Source organism: Paenibacillus sp., assembly GCF_048976745.1.
Classification (GTDB): domain Bacteria; phylum Bacillota; class Bacilli; order Paenibacillales; family Paenibacillaceae; genus Paenibacillus.
Map to the genome: position 1 here is coordinate 451,733 of NZ_JBHGUU010000009.1, position 22,556 is coordinate 474,288.

The window sequence follows — 22,556 nt, forward strand, 5'->3', positions numbered from 1 at the left end:
TTCATGAAGCCGCTTTTGAGAACAGTCAATAGAGGGCTGCGCCACCCACGCGTATGGAGCATCGCAATGGTGTGGATGTGCTGTCTGGCTTATGTTTTGTTTCAGGGCGGGAAGACATCCCTTATGCTGCTGTCGATGGTGACCCTGCTCTGTGTGTATCTTGCCATTGCTGGATTTAGCGGAGTAAGACGTGCTCAAGGAGTGCGTAAGTTATCTTCTGGTCCAGACCACGAAGAATTGCTGCATGCGGGTGACCAGGTTCAAGTACAGCTGAGTCTGACTATTCCGGGATTCCTCCCGCTTCCCTATGTGGTTGTACGTGAAATGCTGCATCGTCATAATGGAGAATCGTGGTCGTTTAAGGAAAGTTTGATCCCCAATATGCGAGGTAATGGCGAGTTATCATTCCAGACACCGCCACTTGAGCGGGGAAAGTATGTTTTCTCAGAAACGGAATGTGCCAGTGAGGACATATTTGGACTGATTGAACATCGAGGTAAGTTTAAAGCCAAAGGTGAGTTTCGTGTACTGCCAAGAACGGTATTTATTCCATATTGGCAGCTCTACGACCGCAAATCACGGTTATCCGGTCCTCAGACGGCGTTAACCCGTTCACGGAGAGAGACCACTCAGATCAATGGTGTACGTGATTACGTATACGGAGATCGACTTTCCCGCATCCACTGGAATGCAACGGCAAAAACAGGGAACTGGAAGTCCAAGGAGTTTGAACATGAGTCTGTGCCCAAAACCATTCTGGTTCTGGATGCACTTGCATCAAGTTATGAACATGGGGATGCATTCGAAATTGCCGTGTCCACGGCTGCCTCTCTGCTGGAGTATGGTGTCAGGGAACGAATGGGGATGGGATTGTTGACCTTGTCCGACCAGACATCCTTCATGGCCCCCAGTGAAAGTCTAATGGAACGACAGAAGATGATGCATCATCTGGTGGATATTCAATATAACGGTCAGGATACCCATCTGTTGCCCGGCGTGGAAAGAATCGCACGTCAACTGCCTCAGGGAGCTTACTTTGTCGTGATTTCTCCCCAGAAGGATGAAAAAATAATGGAACTGTTGCGCTGGGCCGATACACGGGGCATGACTCCATGTCATATTCTGATCGATACCAGTGAATCCCGCCGGAGTGCGGAGTGGAATGCCATGTTGCGTGGAAGAGGTACGAGGTCATTCACGGTTTCTCACTTGCAGGAGCTTCCAACGGTGATGGGGGGAGGTTCTGTATGAATACAAAAGGAAATGAAAGTATTGCAGGCAAACGATCATGGTATCATGCAGCGTCATTGCTCTGGATTTTCCTCATTGGAATGCAGTGGATTTCATTTACGCAGGAATCGTGGTACACGGAGACCACTTCTCTGGTGTTATGGACACTTGCAGCGGTCAGTGTGTTGGAGGTCATTCTGCCCTTCAAAACGATATATCGCGCGATGATCAAGGCGGTCGTTGTTGGTTACATTTTGCATAAAACGCTGATTGATTATACGGTGTACATCCCTTATGGCTCTTTAACAGATCGAGCGGAGCAATTCATATTGCATATGACGCCGTACATCTGGTTCTCCTTGTGTGCATGGGTGATGCTTGAAGCTGCGCTTCGACTCGTGACCACAACACGTCGCATTCTTGTTTTTCTGGGAGTCAACATCATTTCGATGGGGATTCTCGATTCTTTCACCCAGATTCCACTCTGGATTGAAATCGCCTGGGTGATGTTTGCGGGGATGGGATGGCTCGTATGCCAGCATTTCCGTAATTATCAGCTACAGTATCCACAAGGTTGGAAACGAATCATCCGTTATCCTTATAAAGTTCTGTCCAATATTGCCATTATCTTTTCTTTGATTATTGTAGCCAGCGTTAATATGCCGGAGATTCCACCCACCTTGACGGACCCGTACACAGCGTGGCGTAACTATACCGGGACTTCCGCAAGTCAGGCTGGTAACGGAAACCTTGATATTCCGGCAGCTACCGAATCGGGATACAGCAGGGAAGACAATCAACTTGGTGGAGGATTCAACTTCGACTATACCCCTGTCATGTCGGTCACGACCAATGAGCGTAGTTACTGGCGCGGTGAGACGCGTGCAGAGTATACAGGCACAGGCTGGGATGACCGTGGACGGGGTGCGACAGAAAATGTTCAAGCTGGACAGCCTCTCGAGAACGCTGAATCCGGCAATGTGAATACCAAACAAGTGATTCAGAACGTCACGATGCTGAATGACAATGTCTATCCCATTCTTTTTGGTGCTTATTCGATCTCGGAAGTGAGTTCGATTAATGGTGAGGACAGAACGGAGCGGATGTTGTGGAATGCTGAACAGGCTGAACTGCATGTGGTGACAGACCGTCAGCAACCACAGTATCCCAAAACGTACACCATCGTATCTGAAGCTCCTGTGATTGTGGAAGATGAGCTTCGTACAAAGACATTTGAAGATCTGTATAACAGTAATCCGGCAGATGATATGTACTTGCAGTTACCCTCCCGTTTCCCTGACCGGGTTTCGAATCTGGCAGCCGAGATAACGGCATCTGCTAATACGCCGTATGAAAAAGTGGCATTACTGCAAAACTATTTACAAACTAATTTTGAATACACGAACAATCCGGATTTATCTCGAAAAGTAAGCAGTGACTTTGTGGAAGGTTTCCTGTTTGATATTATGGAAGGCTACTGTGACTACTTCTCCACTGCGCTGGTGATGATGGCGCGCTCGGAGGGCATTCCTGCAAGGTGGGTTAAAGGTTATGCGCCTGGACAATTGTCCCTGAATTCGGACATGCAGGCTCCGCGTCAACCTGGCGCGGAGATTGAGACAACCTACACCGTTACCAATGCAGATGCACACTCCTGGGCAGAGGTCTACTTTGGTGAGTATGGCTGGATTCCTGTTGAAGCAACACCGGGCTTTGATATGCCGCTGCTCACGGAACAGCCTGATGTACAGCCTGTTGATGAGCCAGAAGAACAGCCAGAAGAGGAGCCGGTACAAGAGGAAGAGCAGACACCTGCACCTGAGCAGACATCGTCTGTCATCCCAACTTTTGTCATCTGGGCTGCAGGAGCCATCATTGTATTGTGGGTAGCATATATGTTCTGGCGTAATCGCTTCTCCATGCGATTCTTCCTGCTTCGTCTGCGGACAGGTGGACCGCTCACCCCTGAACAGAAGGTGGTGGCGGAGACCGAACGTTGGATTCATTATGTAAAACGCAAAGGACTGACACGGAGCGGAGACGAGACACTTCGTGAATCGGTAGCCCGCTGGAGCCAGGCAAAACCTGCTGCAGAAGCGACATTACATGAGCTTCTCACGAAGTTTGAACAGACTCGTTACAGTCCGGCGTCCGTAAAAGCCGACGACTGGAAGGCTGTCTATCAGACTGCCTTGAAGCTGCGGAAGGAACTGAAAGCGGAACGGGCATAGTTGTTGCCCGTCCCGTTTTTCCTTTTTTCCTATGCCATCAGGCGCTGTATGCATTTTCAGGAAAGACGGATTTGTGATATAGTGTGTCGTATGAAACTGAGGTGACTTCTTTGTTTAAAATGTTAATGCCCAAGCTGCGTGTAGACACGGTTTTTGACATTAATCTGGAAGAGCTGTACGCTCAAGGCTACCGTGGAATTATAACTGATCTGGATAACACACTCGTTGGAGCCAAAGCCCCTGATGCTACGCCTGAACTGATTGAATGGTTTGCGCGTGTAAAAGAGGCAGGTTTCAAGCTGATGATTGTGTCCAATAACAATTTGAATCGTGTATCCCTGTTTGCGACCCCGCTGGATATCCAGTTTGTGCATAGTGCACGCAAACCATCGAATGTACCGTTTCGTAGAGCAATGAAAATGATGGAGCTATCTCCTGAAAACACGATTGTAGTCGGCGATCAGATGCTTACGGACGTCTATGGAGGGAACCGAATGGGGTTATATACCGTTCTGGTACTGCCAATCTCCATTGGCGACGAAGGATTTATGACCCGCTTTAATCGACGCGTGGAACGGATTGCTCTAACGAGTTTACGCAGGAAAGGCTTATGGCTTGAGGAGGAAAAGAAGAAATGACAGAACCGCATAACGGCAATCTTGCCGTAAGGTGCAGCGGATGCGGCGTGCATCTGCAAACAGAAAATTCGGAATTACCAGGGTTTATCCCCGAGAAAGCACTGGATCGTGAACCGGTTATATGCCAGCGCTGTTTCCGCATCAAAAACTACAATGAGTCATCATCCGTTACGGTGGATCAGGACGAATTCCTGGCTCTGCTTAGCAAAATCGGGGATAAGGATGCACTTGTCATCCATATCGTTGATTTGTTTGACTTTGATGGCAGTATTATTTCCGGTCTGCAACGTTTTGTGGGTAACAATCCGGTATTACTTGCCGTGAACAAAACGGACTTGCTCCCAAAAGTAACCAACTGGAACAAGGTTCGCAACTGGGTGCAGAAGCAAGCCAAAGAACAAGGTTTGAGAACAGTGGATGTCGTCTTGTGCAGTGCGAAGCAAAATCAGGGCTTCGACCGACTGCTTGAGCTTGTGGGAACGTATCGCGAAGATCGTGACGTGTATGTGGTTGGTGGAACCAATGTGGGTAAATCCACACTGATTAACCGTCTGATCCGTGATTACAGCGATCTGGAGCAGGAACTGACCACATCCCGTTATCCGGGAACCACACTGGATATGGTGAACATTCCGCTGGATGATGGGAAATATATTATTGATACGCCCGGAATCGTATATCCATGGCGTTTCAGTGAGATTGTTTCACGTAAGGATCTCGCTGCCATCATGCCGGAAAAACCGCTTAAACCGGCTGTGTATCAGTTGAATTCCGGTCAGACGCTGTTCTTCGGCGGCATGGCTCGATTCGACTTTGTGGAAGGTGATCGCCAGTCGTTCACTTGTTTTATCAGCACGGCGCTTGATATTCACCGGACGAAGCTTGAGCGTGCAGATGACCTGTACCGCGACCACCTGGGAGAATTATTATCTCCGCCAACCCGTGAGAATGCAGCAGAGATGGGTGAATGGACCAGACATGAATTCCGCATCAAACGCGGCAGTCAATCGGATGTATTCATCTCTGGTTTGGGCTGGATTAAAGTAAATGGTGATATTGGAGCGCTGGTTGCTGTTCATGTTCCAAAAGGCATTCGTGTACAAATCCGTCCATCCTTAATCTAATCAATTCTCAGAACCTGTACATCAGATGGATCGGAGGCGGACCTATGTCTGAGCAGAAAAAGTTCAACCCTTCACTTCCTGTGTTGCTTGGTGTCATGGGCGATCCTATTGCTCACTCCAAGTCTCCGGCAATGCACAATGCGGCTCTGCTGGCTGCTGGAGTGAATGGCATGTATATGCCACTGCATGTTCATCCAGATCAACTGGAATCGGCAATTCGGGGAATTGTGGCACTTGGCTATCGAGGAGTCAATGTCACCATCCCGCACAAAGAGAAGGTCATGCAGTATCTGGATGTGATCGATGAAAGTGCTCGCCTGATTGGTGCGGTGAATACCATCGTTAATGAAGGTGGAACACTGACAGGGTACAATACAGATGGTATTGGCTATGTCCGATCCCTGAAGGAAGAGGCGGTGCCTGAGCTTGCGGGCAAACGTATTGTTGTACTGGGAGCAGGTGGAGCAGCGAGAGGCGTCATATACGCACTTGCACTGGAGAAGCCTGAACAGATCCATATTCTGAACCGTACAACGGACAGAGCTATTGCACTTGCTTCGGATTTACGGGGCCATGGTCTGGGAGAAATCTCGGGCAGTGGCATGGAAGATGTTGCAACAGTACTGGCTACGGCTGATATCGTGATTAACACAACGTCTGCTGGAATGCATCCGCATGTTGATGACGTGCCGGTTGACCCTTCATTGATTCGTGAAGGAGCAGCGGTAAGTGATCTGATCTACAATCCGCTGGAGACCCGTCTGCTTCGGGAGTCACGGATGCGCGGATGTACGGTTCACGGTGGTTTGGGTATGTTTGTATACCAGGGCGCAGTGGCCTTTGAACATTGGCTCGGTATTCCGGCTCCTGTGGAGACGATGAGACGAGCAGTACTGAACAGTTTTGAAGTGTGAAAATGATATTAAGAGTACAGGCAGACGACGAGTGCAGAACCAATCTGAAGAAACGGAGTGGTCGCCTTTATCACCGGATTTTCCCTTTGTGAAAAGGGATCAGAAAAATCTGGGGATAACAGCGATCGGAAGATGGTACTGCAATGGGAGTCACCTTGTGTACTCAGTGATCATTTTCACCATTGAAAAATAATAATTGAATGGTCAGGTCCAGACTGTCTTTAACACTGTCGATCAGGGCCTGCTCAACATAAGGAGTATGGAGTATTCATGTTAAACGGTAAACAAAAGCGCTTTTTGCGGTCACAGGCACATCACCTGACCCCTGTATTTCAGATTGGTAAAGGTGGAACGAATGAACACCTGTTCCGTCACATCGAAGATGCGATTGAGAAGCGCGAATTGATGAAAGTGCAAGTGCTCAACAACAATGACGAGGACAGAAAAGAGATGGCGGAAGAAGTTGCCCGTGAAACGGGAAGTGAGCTTGTACAACTCATCGGTAACACCATCATTCTGTACAAAGAATCTCGCGATAACAAACAAATCGAATTACCTAGATAAGGGAGCGTGACGCGGGTGAAGATCGGCATCATGGGTGGTACGTTTGATCCGATCCACATGGGACACCTCCTGGCAGCTGAAGCGGCAAGGGATTCGCATGCACTGGATGAGATCTGGTTCATGCCTTCCCATGTTCCACCTCACAAACGTGGAGCCGGAGCTTCGGGACAGCAACGTCTCGATATGACGGAAGCGGCTGTGAAGGGTGTGCAGCAATATGAGGTGCTGGGTATCGAGATGGAACTTGGCGGAGTGTCTTATACAATCGATACGATGAAGGAACTGTGGCGGCGCCATCCGGAACATGAATTTTATTTCATTATCGGGGCGGATATGGTGAACTATCTTCCCAAATGGGAGCAGATTGAAGAACTTGCCGAACGCCTAACCTTTATCGGGGTTGGTCGGCCGGGTTTCCAGTTACATCTGGATGATCTACCAGACGAGTTACAGGATCGGGTCTTGCTGGCCGAGATGCCCTTGGTGGATATTTCATCAACAGCCGTACGCAGACGTCTTGCCAAAGGTCATTCGGTACGCTTCATGATTCCTGATGAGGTGCACCAATACATTGTAAGGAGCGGTTTATATGGGACTAAGCCGTGAGAAACTAATACAAGCCGTATCCGGGCAAATGCCTGAAAAACGCTGGAAGCATACACTTGGTGTGATGGAGTCGGCAGTGATGTTGGCTGAAAAATACGGTGCTGATCCTGTAAAAGCGGATCTGGCAGCGATATTGCATGACGTGGCGAAGTACTGGCCCGTAGCAGAGATGGAAGCGGTCATCCGCGATAACGGATTAAACCAGGAACTTTTGCAGCATGACAAACAGCTCTGGCATTCGGAAGTCGGTGCTTTTGTAGCCAAGCGTGATTACGGTGTAGAAGATTCCGAAGTGATTCATGCCATTCGGTGGCACACCTCGGGTCGGGTCGGCATGAGCTTGCTGGACAAAGTGGTATGTCTTGCCGATTATATTGAACCGGGGCGAGATTTCCCGGGAGTGGATCACATTCGCGAACAGGCTGAGCATAGTCTGGAGGAAGGATTAATTGCCGGATTCGACTCAACGATCAGCTTGCTGATCTCGCAGCGCCGTGTGATTTATCCTTTAACCGTGTTGTCGCGCAATGACTTGATTGCTCAATTATAGAGGTTGTTCAAAAAGTCCACTTTTGATTACGAAGGATGCCTAGCGGCATCATCAGCATCGAAGATGAAAACTGATTTTTTTGAACACACAATTATAGATTATGGAGGTTGGTTCATGACAGTATCATCGAAAGAACTTATGAATATGGCGGTTGCTGCCGCTGACGACAAAAAGGCATCCAATATTGTAGCGTTGGATCTGATTAATGTTTCCCTGGTGGCGGACTATTTTGTTATCTGTCACGGGAATTCCGATACACAGGTACAGGCCATTGCCACTGAAATTCGCAAACAGGCTCATGCAGCCGGAGCGACGATCAAAGGTATCGAAGGTATGGATTCCGCGCGTTGGGTACTGATGGACATGGGCGATGTTGTTGTTCATATCTTCCACCGCGACGAGCGTGAATACTACAATATTGAACGTTTATGGTCTGATGCCAAAGTGGTGGAAACGGTATGAGTTTGATTGCTGGAACAGTCGTCTCTTTACCGGTGTCACGTGAAGTGTCTCCGTTTGGTTTCTTTTTGACGACAGGATCGGAAGATGTATTGCTTCACTACACCGAGTTAACGCGCGATATTAAGATTGGCGAGACGCTTGAGGTATTTGTATTCTTTGATACGGAAGATCGTCTGGCCGTAACGATGAAGAAGCCTTATCTCATGCTTGGCGAAATGGCACGACTGGTTGTGGCTGATGTTCATCCACGACTGGGCTGTTTCCTGGAAATGGGACTTGGACGGCAATTGCTGCTTCCTATTCGTGAATTGCCTGAACTGGAAGAACTGCGTCCTCAAGTGGGGGATGAAGTCTTTGTAATTATGGAACATGACAAGCAGGGACGTCTGCGTGCCAAATTGGCCGGGGAACGTGAACTTTCACCCTTGTCATTCCATGCCCCAACTTCATGGTTAAACGAGTGGGTTGAAGCGACGGTATACAAGCCACTGCAGATGGGTACTTTTGTACTGGTAGAGGGTGGTGTACTGGGCTTTGGCGCGATTGGTATGATTCATTCATCTGAACGCAGTCATATGCTGCGCCTTGGTGAGAAAGTGAAATGTCGGGTGACCCTGGTACGTGAAGACGGACGTGTGAATCTGGCTATGACTCAACTCAAACAAGTTGGACGTAACGAAGATGCAGACATGCTGCTCGCCTTTATGAAAGAACGTCCTATGGGTGGCATGCCTTATTCGGATGCAACTCCACCGGATATCATCAAGCAGCGCTTTGGCATCAGTAAATCTGCTTTCAAGCGTGCCTTGGGCAAATTGATGAAAGACGGACTGGTGGTTCAAAAGGAAAGCTGGACGTATCTGTCCGAATCTGCTCCTGCGGATCAAAGTGAAAACAAGTAATTTTTTGATTGAATATTCGTAATATGAAACTCGGAGAAGGCAGGGCTAGGCTGGGTAAATACCGGACACCCCTGCTTTTTACTTTGTTAGATCAGGATTGGAAAATGAAATTGAAAGTGCGGTGCCTGACATGTCTTACCGGAAATTTGCCTATGTCTATGATGAATTAATGGAAGATATGCCTTATCCGGACTGGATAAGGTTTGCAAGAACAGCATGGGAAAAGCATGGAATGCCCAAAAGTGTCGCTGAACTTGGCTGTGGAACGGGCTCCATTACGATCCCGCTCGTGAACTCCGGTTTCGAAGTTACAGGCATTGACCTCTCAGCAGATATGCTGTCTGTTGCACGCAGCAAGATGGAGGCTACGCCTCAGGGTCATCGCTTGTATCGGGAAGGCAGCGTACGTTGGGTGCAGCAGGATATGCGAGACTGGCGAGTTCCGGAACCTGTGGATTCGGTAATATCTTTTTGTGATTGCGTCAATTATCTGCTTGAACAAGAAGATGTTGTTCGAACATTCCAGCGGACATATGAGATGTTGAAGCCTGATGGAACGTTTTTGTTTGATGTGCATCATCCCAATACCCTTATCCGTTATGATGAAGAGCAGCCTTTTGTACTGGATGAGCGCTCCGTATCTTATATTTGGACTTGTGATCTGGACCAGGATCGTTGTGAGATTGAGCATCATCTCAGTATTTTTTCGCGTGTGGATGATGGTCGCAAGGATATATACCAGCGGTTTGAAGAAGTTCATGTCCAGCGTGCATATAACCCGGACTGGATGAAGCTGGAGTTATCCAAGGCAGGTTTTAGAGATGTGAAAGTATATGCGGATTTTGAATGGAATGAGGCTGGAGACAGCGCACAGCGCTTGTTCTACGTTGCTTTGAAATAAGAACGACTCATGTAAACTGTCCTTATGCTTGGTACATAAGGGCAGTTTTTTTGTTTAATTTTCCATAAAGAAGGATGGACATGTTCTGTAATCGGGCAAAAATGTTAGGAAAAATTATGGGGATGACAAAAAGTATTGCCAGTTAAAGTAAAGGAGGCGATAATAATCGGATAGAAAGCGTTTTCTGAGAGATCAATAGTTGAAGTGAGGTGGAGAAGTGGAAAGTACATATAAAACAAGACTTACGTCAGAACAACTGAATGCCATAATCGAGCAGCATCTATCTGCAAGTATACGAGACTACAAGGAAATGGTGGATGGCTGGGCCAATCATGCATATCTTATTACACTGAATGATGCACAGCGAGTGGTACTCAAAATAGCCCCGTCGGCTTCGACCAATCTGATGCGCTGTGAACAGGATCTCATGATTGCCGAGGTTGAGGCACTGCGTCTCATCAGCGAGTTGCAGAACGTTCCCGTTCCTCAAGTGCTGGCTTATGATGATTCGTTAATCTTAGCTCCAGCGCGTTATTTCATCATGGAGTACATGTCCGGAACACCCTATAATCAGGTCAAGGATCAGTATTCCGCGGAAGAGCAGGAAGCCATAGAACACCAACTGGGGCGTTATAATCGTCGAATCAATGAAATCAAGGGCGAGAAGTTTGGATATTTCTCGGAGCAAAAAAAGCGTTATTCCACATGGAAAGAAGCATTTATGAATCTGATGGATGACATTCTTGCGGATGGGGAAGAGGCAGGGATTACATTTTCGATGGATTACCCAGAATTGAGACGTTTGATTGATGAAAAATCGGATGTGCTGGACGATGTAAAACAACCTGTTCTTGTCAGTTGGGATCTGTGGGATGGCAATGTTCTAGTCGACAAAGGTCGCATTACAGCGATGATTGATTTTGAACGTTCACTGTGGGCAGACCCTCTGATGGAGCATTATTTTAGTCATTTTAACTATACACCTGGTTTTGTGAAAGGGTATGGGCATGCGATTACGACTGAAAGTGAGCTGAAAAGAAGAAGTCTGTATGACTTGTACTTTGATCTGGTGCTGCGCATAGAGTGCGCTTATCGTCAATATGATCATCAGGAACATGTGAATTGGACCATTCATAATCTGGAGGAAGGTCTTGAGCGATTTCGTTTAATCTGAACAGCAACCAGCGTTATGAATGGTTCGGGCCGTATACTTCAAGATGGCGATTATAATGTGTAATATTGACTTTAGGCTTGTTTTTTTATATAATGGTCGCTATATTGTATACATATTTCGATGATAAGGATTAGTAGTAATTCCTGTTCATAACAGAGAGCCGGCGGTTGGTGCAAGCCGGTTGACAGTAATTTGCGAACTCGCCTTGGAGAAATGCGGTGATTACACCATTCTGTTTAACTTGCTGGTATAAAGCTTGGATCAGGAATGGAAATCCGCATCGGTTAACCGCCGTTACAGGTCCAAAGGGAGTGGATGACGAAGCACGTTCGTCCGCTAACTAGGGTGGTACCACGGGAATTCAACCTCTCGTCCCTAGCGCTGCAAACGCTACGGGATGCTGAGGTTTTTTTGTTGCAATTAAAGCTAAAACGAATAACCTGAAGGAGGAACAATAGATGAGTGAGAATAACCAGCCAAAACACGGCTATCAGCCACAAGTCATGGAAAAAAGTTGGCAGCAATACTGGGATGTTAATAAAACGTTTAAAACGGGTGAGGACCCTGCCAAACCGAAATTTTATGCACTGGATATGTTCCCGTATCCATCCGGTTCAGGTCTGCACGTAGGTCACCCGGAAGGATATACGGCAACGGATATCGTTTCCCGTTACAAGCGTATGCGCGGTTACAACGTATTACACCCCATGGGTTGGGACGCTTTCGGTCTGCCTGCTGAGCAGCATGCACTGGATACAGGTGAACATCCACGAGATATTACATTCCGTAATATTGACAATTTCCGTCGCCAGATCAAATCGCTCGGGTTCTCCTATGACTGGGATCGTGAGATCAGTACAACGGACCCTGAGTACTACAAATGGACACAATGGATCTTTATCCAGCTGTACAATAAGGGCCTCGCTTATGTGGATGAAGTCGCAGTGAACTGGTGCGAAGCACTTGGAACGGTACTGGCTAATGAAGAGGTTATTGATGGTAAGAGTGAACGTGGTGGACATCCGGTAGTACGTAAACCGATGCGTCAGTGGGTCCTGAGAATTACCGAGTATGCAGAGCGTCTGTTGGAAGACCTGGAAGAGCTGGATTGGTCTGAAAGCATCAAAGATATGCAACGTAACTGGATCGGTAAATCGACAGGTGCGGAAGTGGTATTTGCCATTGAAGGTCGCGAGGAAGTTATCAAGGTGTTCACTACCCGTGCGGACACATTGTTCGGTGCGAGCTTTGCAGTACTTGCTCCGGAACATGAATTGGTAGAAGTAATTACAACCGAAGATCAACGTGAAGCGATTCAGGCTTATCAGGAGCAGGCTTCTCGTAAGAGTGATCTGGAACGTACGGATCTGGCCAAAGACAAAACAGGTGTATTCACTGGCGCTTATGCAATCAATCCCGTTAATGGTGCAAAACTGCCGATCTGGATTGCTGATTACGTTCTTGCAGGTTACGGTACAGGTGCGGTTATGGCTGTTCCGGGTCATGATGCACGTGACTGGGAATTTGCGAAGCAGTTTGGTCTGGATATCATCGAGGTTATTCAAGGTGGAGACGTTACACAAGAGGCATATTCCGGTGATGGCGCGCATGTGAATTCCGATTTCCTGAACGGACTGAACAATGAAGAAGCGGTTGCCAAGATGATTGCTTGGCTGGAAGAGAACGGTAAGGGGCAAGGGAAAGTAACTTACCGTCTGCGTGATTGGCTGTTCAGCCGTCAGCGCTACTGGGGTGAGCCAATCCCGATTCTGCATCTGGAAGACGGAACGATGAAGACCGTACCTGAAGATCAACTTCCACTGCTGCTGCCTGATATCGACCAGATCAAACCTTCGGGTACCGGAGAATCACCACTGGCGAATGTTACGGAGTGGGTGAATACGGTAGATCCGGAAACGGGAATGAAGGCACGTCGTGAAACCAACACCATGCCACAATGGGCAGGTAGCTGCTGGTATTACCTGCGCTTTATCGATCCACACAATGACAAGGAATTGATCTCCAAGGATAAACAGCAGCAGTGGCTGCCGGTGGATCTGTACATTGGCGGAGCAGAGCACGCGGTGCTTCACTTGCTGTACGCTCGTTTCTGGCACAAAGTGTTGTATGATCTGGGTGTTGTGGAAACCAAAGAACCTTTCCACAAACTGGTGAATCAAGGTATGATCCTGGGTACCAACAATGAGAAAATGAGTAAATCCCGTGGTAATGTCATTAACCCGGATGAAATCGTAAATGAATTCGGTGCAGACACATTACGTCTTTACGAGATGTTCATGGGACCATTGGAAGCAACAAAACCGTGGAATGCAAACGGGGTTGAAGGCATGCACCGCTTCCTGTCACGAGTATGGCGTCTCTTCATTAACGAAGACACAGGAGCCATCAATGACAAGATTACGGTGGATGGTGGAACGGACGAGTTCAAGCGGACTGCTCACAAAACGATCAAAAAAGTTACGGAAGATCTGGAACATCTGCGCTTTAACACATCCATCAGTCAGCTGATGATCTTCATCAACGATGCATACAAAGCCGATACGCTGCCTCGTGAAGCGATGGAGAACTTTGTGCAGCTGTTGTCACCACTGGCACCGCATATGGCGGAAGAACTGTGGAGCCGTTTGGGTCATGAAGGTGGAATCTCTTACGTGGCTTGGCCTGAATATGATGAGTCCATGACAGTGGATGCGGAAGTAGAAATCGTTGTTCAGGTAAACGGCAAAATCGTAACTCGTGCTACGATCGCGAAGGATCTGGATGCACAGGGGATGCAGGACTTCACGATGGAGCTGGCACCTGTCAAGCAGGCGCTGGAAGGCAAGACCATTCGCAAGGTCATTGCCGTTCCAGGCAAACTTGTTAATATTGTTGCCGGTTAATCTCGCCGGCTCGGAATAGTTCATCCAGCTTTAACAAATCTTCATCATATTTGTCATGTGTCGTGTGGATCAGGCTGTCGAAAACACCGTCGAGGCTAACCTTCAGCAGTGCAAGTGCCTGAGCGGTAATACCGCCAGGTACAGCCACACGAGCCTGAAGCTCTTGCGGTGTGTATCCTCCTTCGGTGAGCAGCTTGCCTGTTCCCAAGAGCATTTCGCCAGCCAGGGCACAGGCATCTGCCCTTTTGATGCCTGTCAGCTTCACTGCGCTTTCGATCCACTGTTCCAAAAAGAACGATATAAATGCAGGTCCGCAGCTGGAGAAGTCGGATGTAATTCGTGTACAGGCTTCATCCACTTGGAATGGCCTGCCTATATGACTAAGCAGACTTTCCAAGACAGCGCGGTCCTCACTGGTCATTCGTTCGCCGTGTATACACAGGGACGCGCCGCTGCCAACCTGGTGTGTGACGCTGGGAATAACCTTGGAGACTTTGCAAGGAAGTGAAGATTCCAGATGGCGCAGTTGCACGGGACTGGTGATCGAGACAATTATATGATTGGGATTCACGACAGGCAGGATGTCGTCAATGACATGTTTGAATTCAAGCGGCTTCACGCACAGGAAGATGATATTACTTCGGATCACCGTTTCCCGATTGCTCTGGGATTCATGCAGACCGGGGTAACGGAGGGATAACTGCCGTACTTTGGACGGGGTTCGATTACTGGCGGCGATCTGCCGCGGTTCGAGTGCACCCGATTGGATCAGGGCATAGATCAGCAGGCTGCCCATGCTGCCGGTTCCGATAAATCCAACCTTCATTGTTTCAGGCCTCCTTTCATGCTTTACGGTACTGGCGCAGTTCATTCCCTCTATTCTATGCGTGAGGACCTGTTTCACATGACATGAAAAATACACAACTTGTTTCATCAGGGAAGTTCAACGGTTCGGAAGCACCGCCCGTGTTCGAAATGAATGATTTTGAATTCAGGGAGAGGTGTGGAAGAAATGAGATGGAACAAAGGAATGACCATTGCTGCTGCGGTGGTTGGAAGTATACTTATATTATGGTCGGGCAAAAGTGAACAACCACCTAGTGGCTGGGAACCCTTGCAGCTCGGCACCGAGAAGCCGACGATAGAGCAGGAACTTCCTGCTGTACAGTCGGCTACTTCGGTTCTGGGCAATACAGGAACTTCTTCGGGAACGGATGCAAGTAGGATGCAGACTGGGATTGATGCAAAGGCAGATAAGTCTAAAGAGCTTGTGAGCGTCGGGGTTGAAGGTGATTCGGGAGTTCAAACTCCAAATCAGACAAACGATAATCCATCGGATATTGCACCTTCGACTGAACCGGTTGTGCAGGGTGCGAATTCGAATCCTTCGGTCAACTCGGAGACAGGTTCAAGCAGTAATTCATCTGTAGTTCGTGAAGAACCTGCCGACAGTGGCAAGATTGATGTCAATACGGCACCTGTCTCCAAGCTTACGGAGCTTCCCGGAATCGGAGAAAAGAAAGCTCAGGCCATCGTGGACTATCGGAATGCACATGGTCCTTTTGCCAAAGTTAGTGATCTGACAAAGGTCAAAGGAATCGGCATGAAGATGCTGGAGAAGATGGCGCCCTATGTGCAAATCCGGTAATATGAGAATAAAAAATGTGTTGAGCGGGAGGAAAGCAGCATGAGTGCAGTAGAGGTACGCAAGGATTGGGATACGTATTTTATGGACATCGCGTATATGGTTTCCACCCGTTCCCGTTGTTCGCGTCGTCACGTAGGTGCCGTTCTTGTTCAAGGAAAAAAACTGCTGGGAACAGCCTATAATGGTGCACCCACCGGTGTTCCGGATTGTTCGGAAGCAGGGTGCATGATATCGGAAGAGTATGAGTTGGTCGTGACCGATGGGAAAGAAGACATGGTGAAGAAGCAACGCTGCATTCGCACAATCCATGCGGAGCAAAATTTGCTTTTATTCACAGATCGAATCGACCGCGAAGGCTCGTCCGTGTATGTGACTGACGAACCTTGCTGGACATGTGCCAATATGCTGGCGAATAGCGGGATTACAGAAATCGTCTTTCATCGTTCTTATCCTAAAGATACCGGCAAGGTTACGAATATGATGGAACAGAAGGGCATAACATTCCGCAAGCTGGAGAACTACCAGCCGCCGCGGGAAACGATGATGACTGTGAGCAATTAATCTAAATATGGTCGAATATGCGAGGGAGAACCTCCGGCAAGCCTGAATTGGCTTCCCGGGGGTTTTTCTGCGTTCCAGGGTGACAGGAAGGAGGGGACAAATGAAAGGCAGACCGTTGTTAAGTTTTACAATTTGCTGGTTATGTGGTAGCGGGATGGCATGCGCGTTAACAGGCTGGACGTTAATCTGGGGGATGATTGGAGCGCTGGCGTGGATGCCACTTCTACTTCGTTTCATAGATGTGCGTGGATGGTCCATTTTGTTTTTGCTCACTGCCTTTATTGGAGGTGCTGCACATTGGGAATGGAATGACGTACGTAATCATAGCCGACTGCCCGAGACCATCCATATTGCTGCTGATGAGATGGACGGTATGGCTGCAGAAATTCAGGGTGAGCTTGTATCAGATGTACGTGTTGATGGAGATCGGGCTGACTTTAAGATACAGATGTCTTCCGTATTGCCCACATTGGCTTCGTCAGCAGATAGAGATCAGGCAGCATCATCTGCATTCCAAATAGATGAACAATTAATGGTACAAGTCAGACTGATGGAGCAAGAAGAACAACAGGTAGCAGCGGGCTGGAAGAGGGGCGATGCAATCACGCTTCATGGTGCTTTTGCCCTTCCTGGCGAAGCGAGGAACTTTGGCGGGTTTGATTATCGCAGTTATTTGCGAACCCTCCATATCCACTGGTTGTTCAAAGTGAAGGGAGCCGATTCGGTCACAGCTACGCCTTCGGAGGGGCTTGGACAATTCAACGTGCTACGGTGGACGGATTGGACAAGACATACGTTGGGTTCAGCAGTCGAGCAATTATTTCCTGAGCCTCATGCAGGATATATGAAGGGTTTAATTATCGGAATGGCTAACGATATCGATCCAGGCACCTATGGTCAGTTTTCACAACTGGGTCTAACACATATCCTGGCAATCTCCGGAACCCATGTGGCTGTATATGTAGCTTCTCTTCTCCTTATTCTATCCTGGCTAAGGCTTACCAGAGAGACGGCACTCACGATTGTTCTGATCCTGGTGCCTGCATATGTACTATTATCCGGTGGTTCACCTTCAGTCATTCGGGCAGGGATTATGTCCATGATTGGTTTGTATATGGCACGTCGCGGCCTCGCCAGAGACGGTCTTCAGATGATCAGTGCAGCAGCATTGCTGATGATGTGGTGGGACCCGTACTTTTTATTAAGCGTGAGCTTCCAGTTATCCTTTCTTGTGACCGCAGGTTTGATGATCTACATGCCATTGATTAACCGACTGTTCAGCAGTTGGCCGAAATCTTTGGCTGCAACAGCATCCGTCACAGTGACCGCTCAGTTAATTTCGTTCCCGGTAACCATTCTGTATTTCAACCAGTTCTCATTGCTCTCATTTGTGGCTAACTTTCTGCTGGTTTCTCTGATTAGCGCTATTGTATTACCTCTGGGGACCGTCGCGATGCTATTGTCATTTATATGGGTTCCCTTGGCGAAACCTCTCGCATGGATTGCGATTCAACTGAATCAGCTGACTTTTGTAAGCGTGGAGTGGATGAACAGCCTGCCAGGTTTTGTGCTGATCTGGGCAACACCTTCCCTGTTGTGGATAGCTGCATATTATGCCGTGTTGTATGCCTTACTCTATCTATTGCATCGGGGTAATGGTGAGCAGCGAGAAACAACGTTTATTGAGGAGGATACGGCTCCTCTTGTGAGGCGACAACCTGGTAAGAACCGTGCAGATGGAAAAGAAACTTCATTAACGACATTAGGAGCCAGTATTGCCTGGCCGGAATATACAAGTGCATTTACTACACGAGGTGCAGGATATTATGCACATGAACGAATGAGTAAAGTTCAGCGATGGATGTGCGGGTTGCTCGCGCTCAGCTTTGTGGCTGGATTGTGGTGGGCATATCAGACTCCCCAGCCTGCTGGGGCTGGTATGGTGCAGTTTTTGGACATTGGACAAGGGGACAGCACGTTGATTACAACGCCGGAAGGCAAACATATTTTGGTGGATGGCGGAGGCACGGTGAGCTTTGGGAATACCGAACAATCATGGAAAACAAGGCGTGATCCGTATGAGGTCGGAGCGAAGGTCGTGGTTCCTCTATTGAAAAAGAGAGGCATCCATCAACTGGACGCTGTCATTGTCACACATGCCGATCAGGATCATGCCGGGGGGCTACAGGCTGTGCTGGAACAGCTCCCGGTTAAACGTTTCATGTTTAATGGCACAACCAGTGGTAAAGATAACTTTGATAAGTTAGTGAATACGGCCATGGAACGAAAAATCCCTCTTTACGCCATTCAGCAGGGGATGTCCTATAAGGCTGACAAAGAGACCAGTTTACATTTTATAGCTCCAGATCTGGCACACATGAATATAAAAGCATCAGGCAGCTTGCCTGTGTCTGAACACCAGAATCATGATTCGGTTGTCTTTTTGCTGGACATGGCTGGGACATCCATGTTGTTTACTGGCGATATGGATGCTGCGTCCGAACAGGACCTGCTATATATGATTCAGGATGGCTCATTGGCTGCACAGTTTGAACAGAAAGGAGCAGATTTTGGAGATACAGAGGGAGTTGTACAACGTGTACTTACACATCCGTTGCAGGATAATTCAAATGATATTTCAGCATCTATCTCCATTGACGTGTTAAAAGTTGCTCATCATGGTAGTAAAACGTCGTCAACTGAAGCCTGGCTCCAATACTGGAACGCCAAAACCGCCGTGATATCTGCCGGTGTTAATAATACATATGGGCATCCCAATCCGGGAGTGATGGAACGTCTGGAAGCTAACGGGTCAGATATTTATCGGACAGATCAGATGGGTGAGGTCCAGATTAGAGTAAAGGATGGGAAGATTGATATCCGGTACAAGTTGTTTGGAGTTGAGTGATGGATTTGACAAGGCTGTATAGTAAGCAGGTTGAAGAGTTTATAAAAACGGATATGACGGTATGAGTCTATTTATCTGTGTGAAGATGAGTGAAGAAAACCCCAATTGAATACCAACTGGAAAGTTAAAAAGACAAGAGAACTTATAATAATGTGAATAGACTGAGCAGAAAAAGTGCTGAAGTTAAGTGTAAATATCGAGAAGATGATCCCACCTATGAAGCCTAATAGAACATATGCGGCAATAGCAAAGAGCAATCTCACATACGTATTATCTTTTTTTCTGTATAAAAGCAAACCATCCACCAATATGGAAAGTGGCGTAATTAAGAAAAGTAAAATAGCGAGGTTGATCAATAATCCAACTACAAATTTATACCCGAATGAATAATAGTAAGTATTCTCCATTCTTTCATCCAAAGGGACATAGTGATATATCCCCATTGCCAGTGAAATGAAAATAGCAGTTAATACAGCTGCAAGTATTTTTCCGCGCGGCCTATTGATCTTATGTGTGTTTGTCATTCAAATATTGACCTCCATCTTAAATAAATATATTCAACATGAGATAGGCTAAGGTAGTTACTATATTTTAACATATGAAGGTTTAGAAAAAGTGGAGTTAAATAAAGTACTTGGTCGACCTATAAAAGAAAAAAGTCGTTTCACTGTGAACGACTTTTTTCTTGAATTGCATGTGGTGACATATTCAATGTCTATGTACTTTAAGCACATCTCGACTGTCACGTGGGGGAGTTGACTAAAAATATGTTACTTTCTTGCTTTCAAGATACTAATCGGCAAGCTAATTATAGCTGTGCTAAATAAGTTAAGTATCTGATCGATTTGATCCCAACTTCTAAGCCCTATTATCATATTAAAAGCAAAAAGTAACACATTACAGAGTAGAAAGAATCCTAGGAAATATTTAAAAAAGATTTTTATATTCATTTAATCTCCCTATATTCAATTGAAATTTTGTTACGGATGTACGTTTATATGCCATTTTAGATTATTGAATAGAAGTATTTATATGTTATTCGTTAAATTCGTGTGAAAATATGGTTTAAGTTGCGGTTTTTATTAGTGTTAAGTAATTTTTATTGCAGGAGTATGGTTATTTTTACCGAATAGTAGTTAGGTTCACCATAGAGGGACAGAAATACTTAGTGATCGTAGCACTATACATAATAATGAGGGGATCAAGAAAATGGAACTTGTAGAAATGACACAAAGTAAAAGGAACAGTAGTGCAACTCAGAAGTTTAGATTGAAATGGATTATAAAAGCGATAGCCCTATGCATTGGACTTTTAGTTATCAGTTTGATCGCAGGACAGTCCTCTGCTTTGGCATCATCTGGATCGGGTAACTCCATCACTTCAGTTCTTGATCGGAATGATTATTTGCTGGACGATGGTACACTTTGGTCTAAAGGGATTACAAGTGGAGTATGGACACAAAATCGAAAACTGATTGGTATTTCAAAATCAGACGATTATTTCATCTTTGGTTGGACTGCTGATGGCCAAGTGATTCGGTGGGATAAGGATAATGCGCATATACCAGTAACGAAACAATTCAATGGTGTTATTAAGGTATATGGCCATGGATGGGTTCAGCTTCAGGATGGGAATCTTTATAATTTTGATGATCAGGCTAAGATTTTGGAATCGATTATCGATGCGGATTCTTATCGGGATAGGTCTGGAAGAGATGCTTCTTATACCGCATTATCTTCCTCAGGAGATATATATTATGACAAATACAACAAAATACGCAAAGCCGGAAATGTACCTGGTGGTAAAGCAATTGCAACGAATGGTGTTTACGCAGCAGTGTTGAAAAATGATGGCTCGGTAGTGATTGTAAGTATGCTGTATGAGGATGAGCAGATCACGGTTGCGAATAATGTGCAATCTTTAATTTGGTGGGGGAGTACGCATAAGCTGCTCACGGTGAAACAGGATGGAACCGTTTGGAGCTACGATCGAACTGCCAAATATAAGGGCGAGCAACTGTCTGGTTTAAGTAACATATTGCGGATGGTGTATGCGCCTAATCTGGATGAACTATATGCACAGTTACAGGATGGATCATGGGCTACATATGATAATGGAAAGTTAACTCCTCTATTAGCTCCCGCGTTAAATCAAGTGACACTTACGGCATCTTCCAAGGAAGCTAATATTGGGGATACGATCACCCTTACCGTTCAGGAAAATTATAGTAACGGTTTCAAAAACAAACGTGCGCCGTTGCCTGAAGAACTTATAGTGGATCAGCCCCAAGTTGCACAGATTCAGGCAGGAGGCAAACTAAAGGTTACGGGCATGGGAACAACCAAAGTGACATTGAAGATAGGAGGTTTGGCTTCAAGTCTTCAGCTGAACGTGGATTCAGGAAAAAAATTAACAGGTGCCACATTGTTAGATGGACATATCTACTTGCCAGTACAGTCGGTTTTCAAAACTTTGGGAGCCAAAATAGATGTGAAAGGCTCATCTTTTGACATTCAATTTGGAGATGACAGTATTACTTTGCAAAAGGGGAGTGCTGTTGCGCGATTAAACAACAAAGAACTAAAGTTGAAAGGGATAGTACAAACGATTGGAGGACAAACTGTATTTCCTGCGGATTTGTTAAGACAGGCTGCGGGTATTCAGGTTCGATGGGATGCTGAACTAAAACAGGCAAAGGTGCTGGTTGGAAATTCTTCTATTCTGGTGGAATCGAAGGACACACTTGCCCTGATCAAGAAAAAAGAGCTGGGGAATCTTGGTCGCTTCATTGGCAAGTCCTACTGGATTAACAGTGATACGAGTTTAGGGCAACGTTTCAGTAAAGTGACCATTACAGACATCAAAATTGAGAAGATTAAATACGGTGATCGAAGTTACTCTATTGTCTTCCGTAATGCAAAAGGAAAAACCGTTTCCGCTTACGCAGGAGGTACACCTTCCAGTGTGACGGAGATGCTTGCCGATTCCAACCAATTCTTCTCTTCTGATCCGTACAAGAAATACAATTGGTCCAAGTCTACTTGGAATAAAATAATTGCCGGAGAAGTAGCTCTAGGAATGAACATAACGCAGGTGCGCTTTGCATGGGGAGATCCAACGAACATTACGTATGAAACGAGTTCAAAAGGCAAAATCGAAGTTTGGGTGTATGGCAGCTCAGCAGGCATAAGAGCTTTAGGGTTTCTCAATGGCAAACTGATCGTGATTTATTGATGAATA

19 protein-coding genes and 1 other annotated feature are annotated in these 22,556 nt (G+C 46.7%); of the genes, 17 read left to right on the top strand and 2 right to left on the bottom strand.

Annotated elements, in window-relative coordinates; translation table 11 throughout:
- Positions 1–3 precede the first annotated feature (3 nt).
- The 13 genes from ACE3K2_RS17580 (at position 4) to leuS (ending at position 14,199) form a co-directional block, all read left to right on the top strand.
- Positions 4–1,251: a DUF58 domain-containing protein gene (locus ACE3K2_RS17580; RefSeq protein ID WP_421892839.1), complete on the top strand. Its 1,248-nt coding sequence runs from the start codon at positions 4–6 to the stop codon at positions 1,249–1,251.
- A complete protein-coding gene (locus ACE3K2_RS17585; protein WP_421892842.1) occupies positions 1,248–3,461 on the top strand; it encodes a DUF4129 domain-containing transglutaminase family protein in 2,214 nt (737 codons plus the stop codon). The genes ACE3K2_RS17580 and ACE3K2_RS17585 overlap by 4 nt, the downstream gene beginning before the upstream one ends.
- Positions 3,462–3,571: 110 nt before the next feature.
- A complete protein-coding gene (locus ACE3K2_RS17590) occupies positions 3,572–4,099 on the top strand; it encodes a YqeG family HAD IIIA-type phosphatase (RefSeq protein ID WP_036615148.1) in 528 nt (175 codons plus the stop codon).
- A complete protein-coding gene (gene yqeH / locus ACE3K2_RS17595) occupies positions 4,096–5,223 on the top strand; it encodes a ribosome biogenesis GTPase YqeH (RefSeq protein ID WP_340963484.1) in 1,128 nt (375 codons plus the stop codon). Before ACE3K2_RS17590 ends, yqeH begins: the two co-directional genes overlap by 4 nt.
- A 44-nt stretch (positions 5,224–5,267) precedes the next feature.
- Positions 5,268–6,137 carry a shikimate dehydrogenase gene (gene aroE, locus ACE3K2_RS17600; RefSeq protein ID WP_421892846.1) on the top strand — a complete coding sequence of 290 codons (870 nt, stop codon included), beginning with the start codon at positions 5,268–5,270 and terminating at the stop codon, positions 6,135–6,137.
- A gap of 270 nt (positions 6,138–6,407) precedes the next feature.
- The gene (yhbY, locus tag ACE3K2_RS17605; protein ID WP_017687186.1) at positions 6,408–6,701 is read left to right on the top strand and encodes a ribosome assembly RNA-binding protein YhbY; all 294 of its coding nucleotides are present in this window, start codon (positions 6,408–6,410) and stop codon (positions 6,699–6,701) included.
- Between the two features lie 15 nt (positions 6,702–6,716).
- Complete coding sequence (locus tag ACE3K2_RS17610; RefSeq protein ID WP_074095918.1) at positions 6,717–7,307, top strand: nicotinate-nucleotide adenylyltransferase; 591 nt, start codon at positions 6,717–6,719, stop codon at positions 7,305–7,307.
- The gene (yqeK, locus tag ACE3K2_RS17615; RefSeq protein ID WP_421892850.1) at positions 7,291–7,857 is read left to right on the top strand and encodes a bis(5'-nucleosyl)-tetraphosphatase (symmetrical) YqeK; all 567 of its coding nucleotides are present in this window, start codon (positions 7,291–7,293) and stop codon (positions 7,855–7,857) included. Before ACE3K2_RS17610 ends, yqeK begins: the two co-directional genes overlap by 17 nt.
- A 114-nt stretch (positions 7,858–7,971) precedes the next feature.
- Positions 7,972–8,319, top strand: a complete 348-nt coding sequence (rsfS, locus tag ACE3K2_RS17620) for a ribosome silencing factor (RefSeq protein WP_036615136.1) — start codon at positions 7,972–7,974, stop codon at positions 8,317–8,319.
- Entirely contained in the window at positions 8,316–9,221 is a 906-nt protein-coding gene (locus ACE3K2_RS17625) for a S1 RNA-binding domain-containing protein (RefSeq protein WP_421892853.1), read from the top strand. The genes rsfS and ACE3K2_RS17625 overlap by 4 nt, the downstream gene beginning before the upstream one ends.
- Before the next feature lie 130 nt (positions 9,222–9,351).
- Positions 9,352–10,122: a class I SAM-dependent DNA methyltransferase gene (locus ACE3K2_RS17630; RefSeq protein ID WP_421892856.1), complete on the top strand. Its 771-nt coding sequence runs from the start codon at positions 9,352–9,354 to the stop codon at positions 10,120–10,122.
- Positions 10,123–10,339: 217 nt separating this feature from the next.
- Complete coding sequence (locus ACE3K2_RS17635; RefSeq protein WP_421892859.1) at positions 10,340–11,296, top strand: phosphotransferase family protein; 957 nt, start codon at positions 10,340–10,342, stop codon at positions 11,294–11,296.
- 111 nt (positions 11,297–11,407) lie between these two features.
- Positions 11,408–11,676 (top strand) — a binding site (T-box leader).
- Positions 11,677–11,754: 78 nt separating this feature from the next.
- Positions 11,755–14,199, top strand: a complete 2,445-nt coding sequence (gene leuS, locus ACE3K2_RS17640) for a leucine--tRNA ligase (RefSeq protein WP_421892862.1) — start codon at positions 11,755–11,757, stop codon at positions 14,197–14,199.
- On the opposite strand, the gene comER is transcribed toward leuS, so the two are convergent.
- Entirely contained in the window at positions 14,180–15,025 is an 846-nt protein-coding gene (comER, locus tag ACE3K2_RS17645) for a late competence protein ComER (RefSeq protein ID WP_421892865.1), read from the bottom strand. The two genes, leuS and comER, sit on opposite strands and share 20 nt — an antisense overlap.
- 186 nt (positions 15,026–15,211) lie before the next feature.
- On the opposite strand from comER, the gene ACE3K2_RS17650 reads away from it, so the two are divergent.
- From ACE3K2_RS17650 to ACE3K2_RS17660, 3 genes are all read left to right on the top strand, one after another.
- Positions 15,212–15,847 (top strand): ComEA family DNA-binding protein, encoded by a 636-nt coding sequence (locus ACE3K2_RS17650; protein WP_421892868.1) that lies wholly within the window; start codon positions 15,212–15,214, stop codon positions 15,845–15,847.
- A 39-nt stretch (positions 15,848–15,886) separates the two neighbouring features.
- The gene (locus ACE3K2_RS17655) at positions 15,887–16,408 is read left to right on the top strand and encodes a deoxycytidylate deaminase (protein ID WP_421892871.1); all 522 of its coding nucleotides are present in this window, start codon (positions 15,887–15,889) and stop codon (positions 16,406–16,408) included.
- Positions 16,409–16,508: 100 nt separating this feature from the next.
- Positions 16,509–19,316 carry a ComEC/Rec2 family competence protein gene (locus ACE3K2_RS17660; RefSeq protein ID WP_421892874.1) on the top strand — a complete coding sequence of 936 codons (2,808 nt, stop codon included), beginning with the start codon at positions 16,509–16,511 and terminating at the stop codon, positions 19,314–19,316.
- 71 nt (positions 19,317–19,387) lie between these two features.
- Here ACE3K2_RS17660 and ACE3K2_RS17665 read toward each other — a convergent pair whose 3' ends face one another.
- A complete protein-coding gene (locus tag ACE3K2_RS17665; RefSeq protein WP_421892877.1) occupies positions 19,388–19,840 on the bottom strand; it encodes a hypothetical protein in 453 nt (150 codons plus the stop codon).
- Between the two features lie 685 nt (positions 19,841–20,525).
- Between ACE3K2_RS17665 and ACE3K2_RS17670 the strand changes: the two genes are divergently transcribed.
- Complete coding sequence (locus ACE3K2_RS17670; protein WP_421892880.1) at positions 20,526–22,550, top strand: copper amine oxidase N-terminal domain-containing protein; 2,025 nt, start codon at positions 20,526–20,528, stop codon at positions 22,548–22,550.
- The last annotated feature ends 6 nt before the right edge of the window (positions 22,551–22,556 follow it).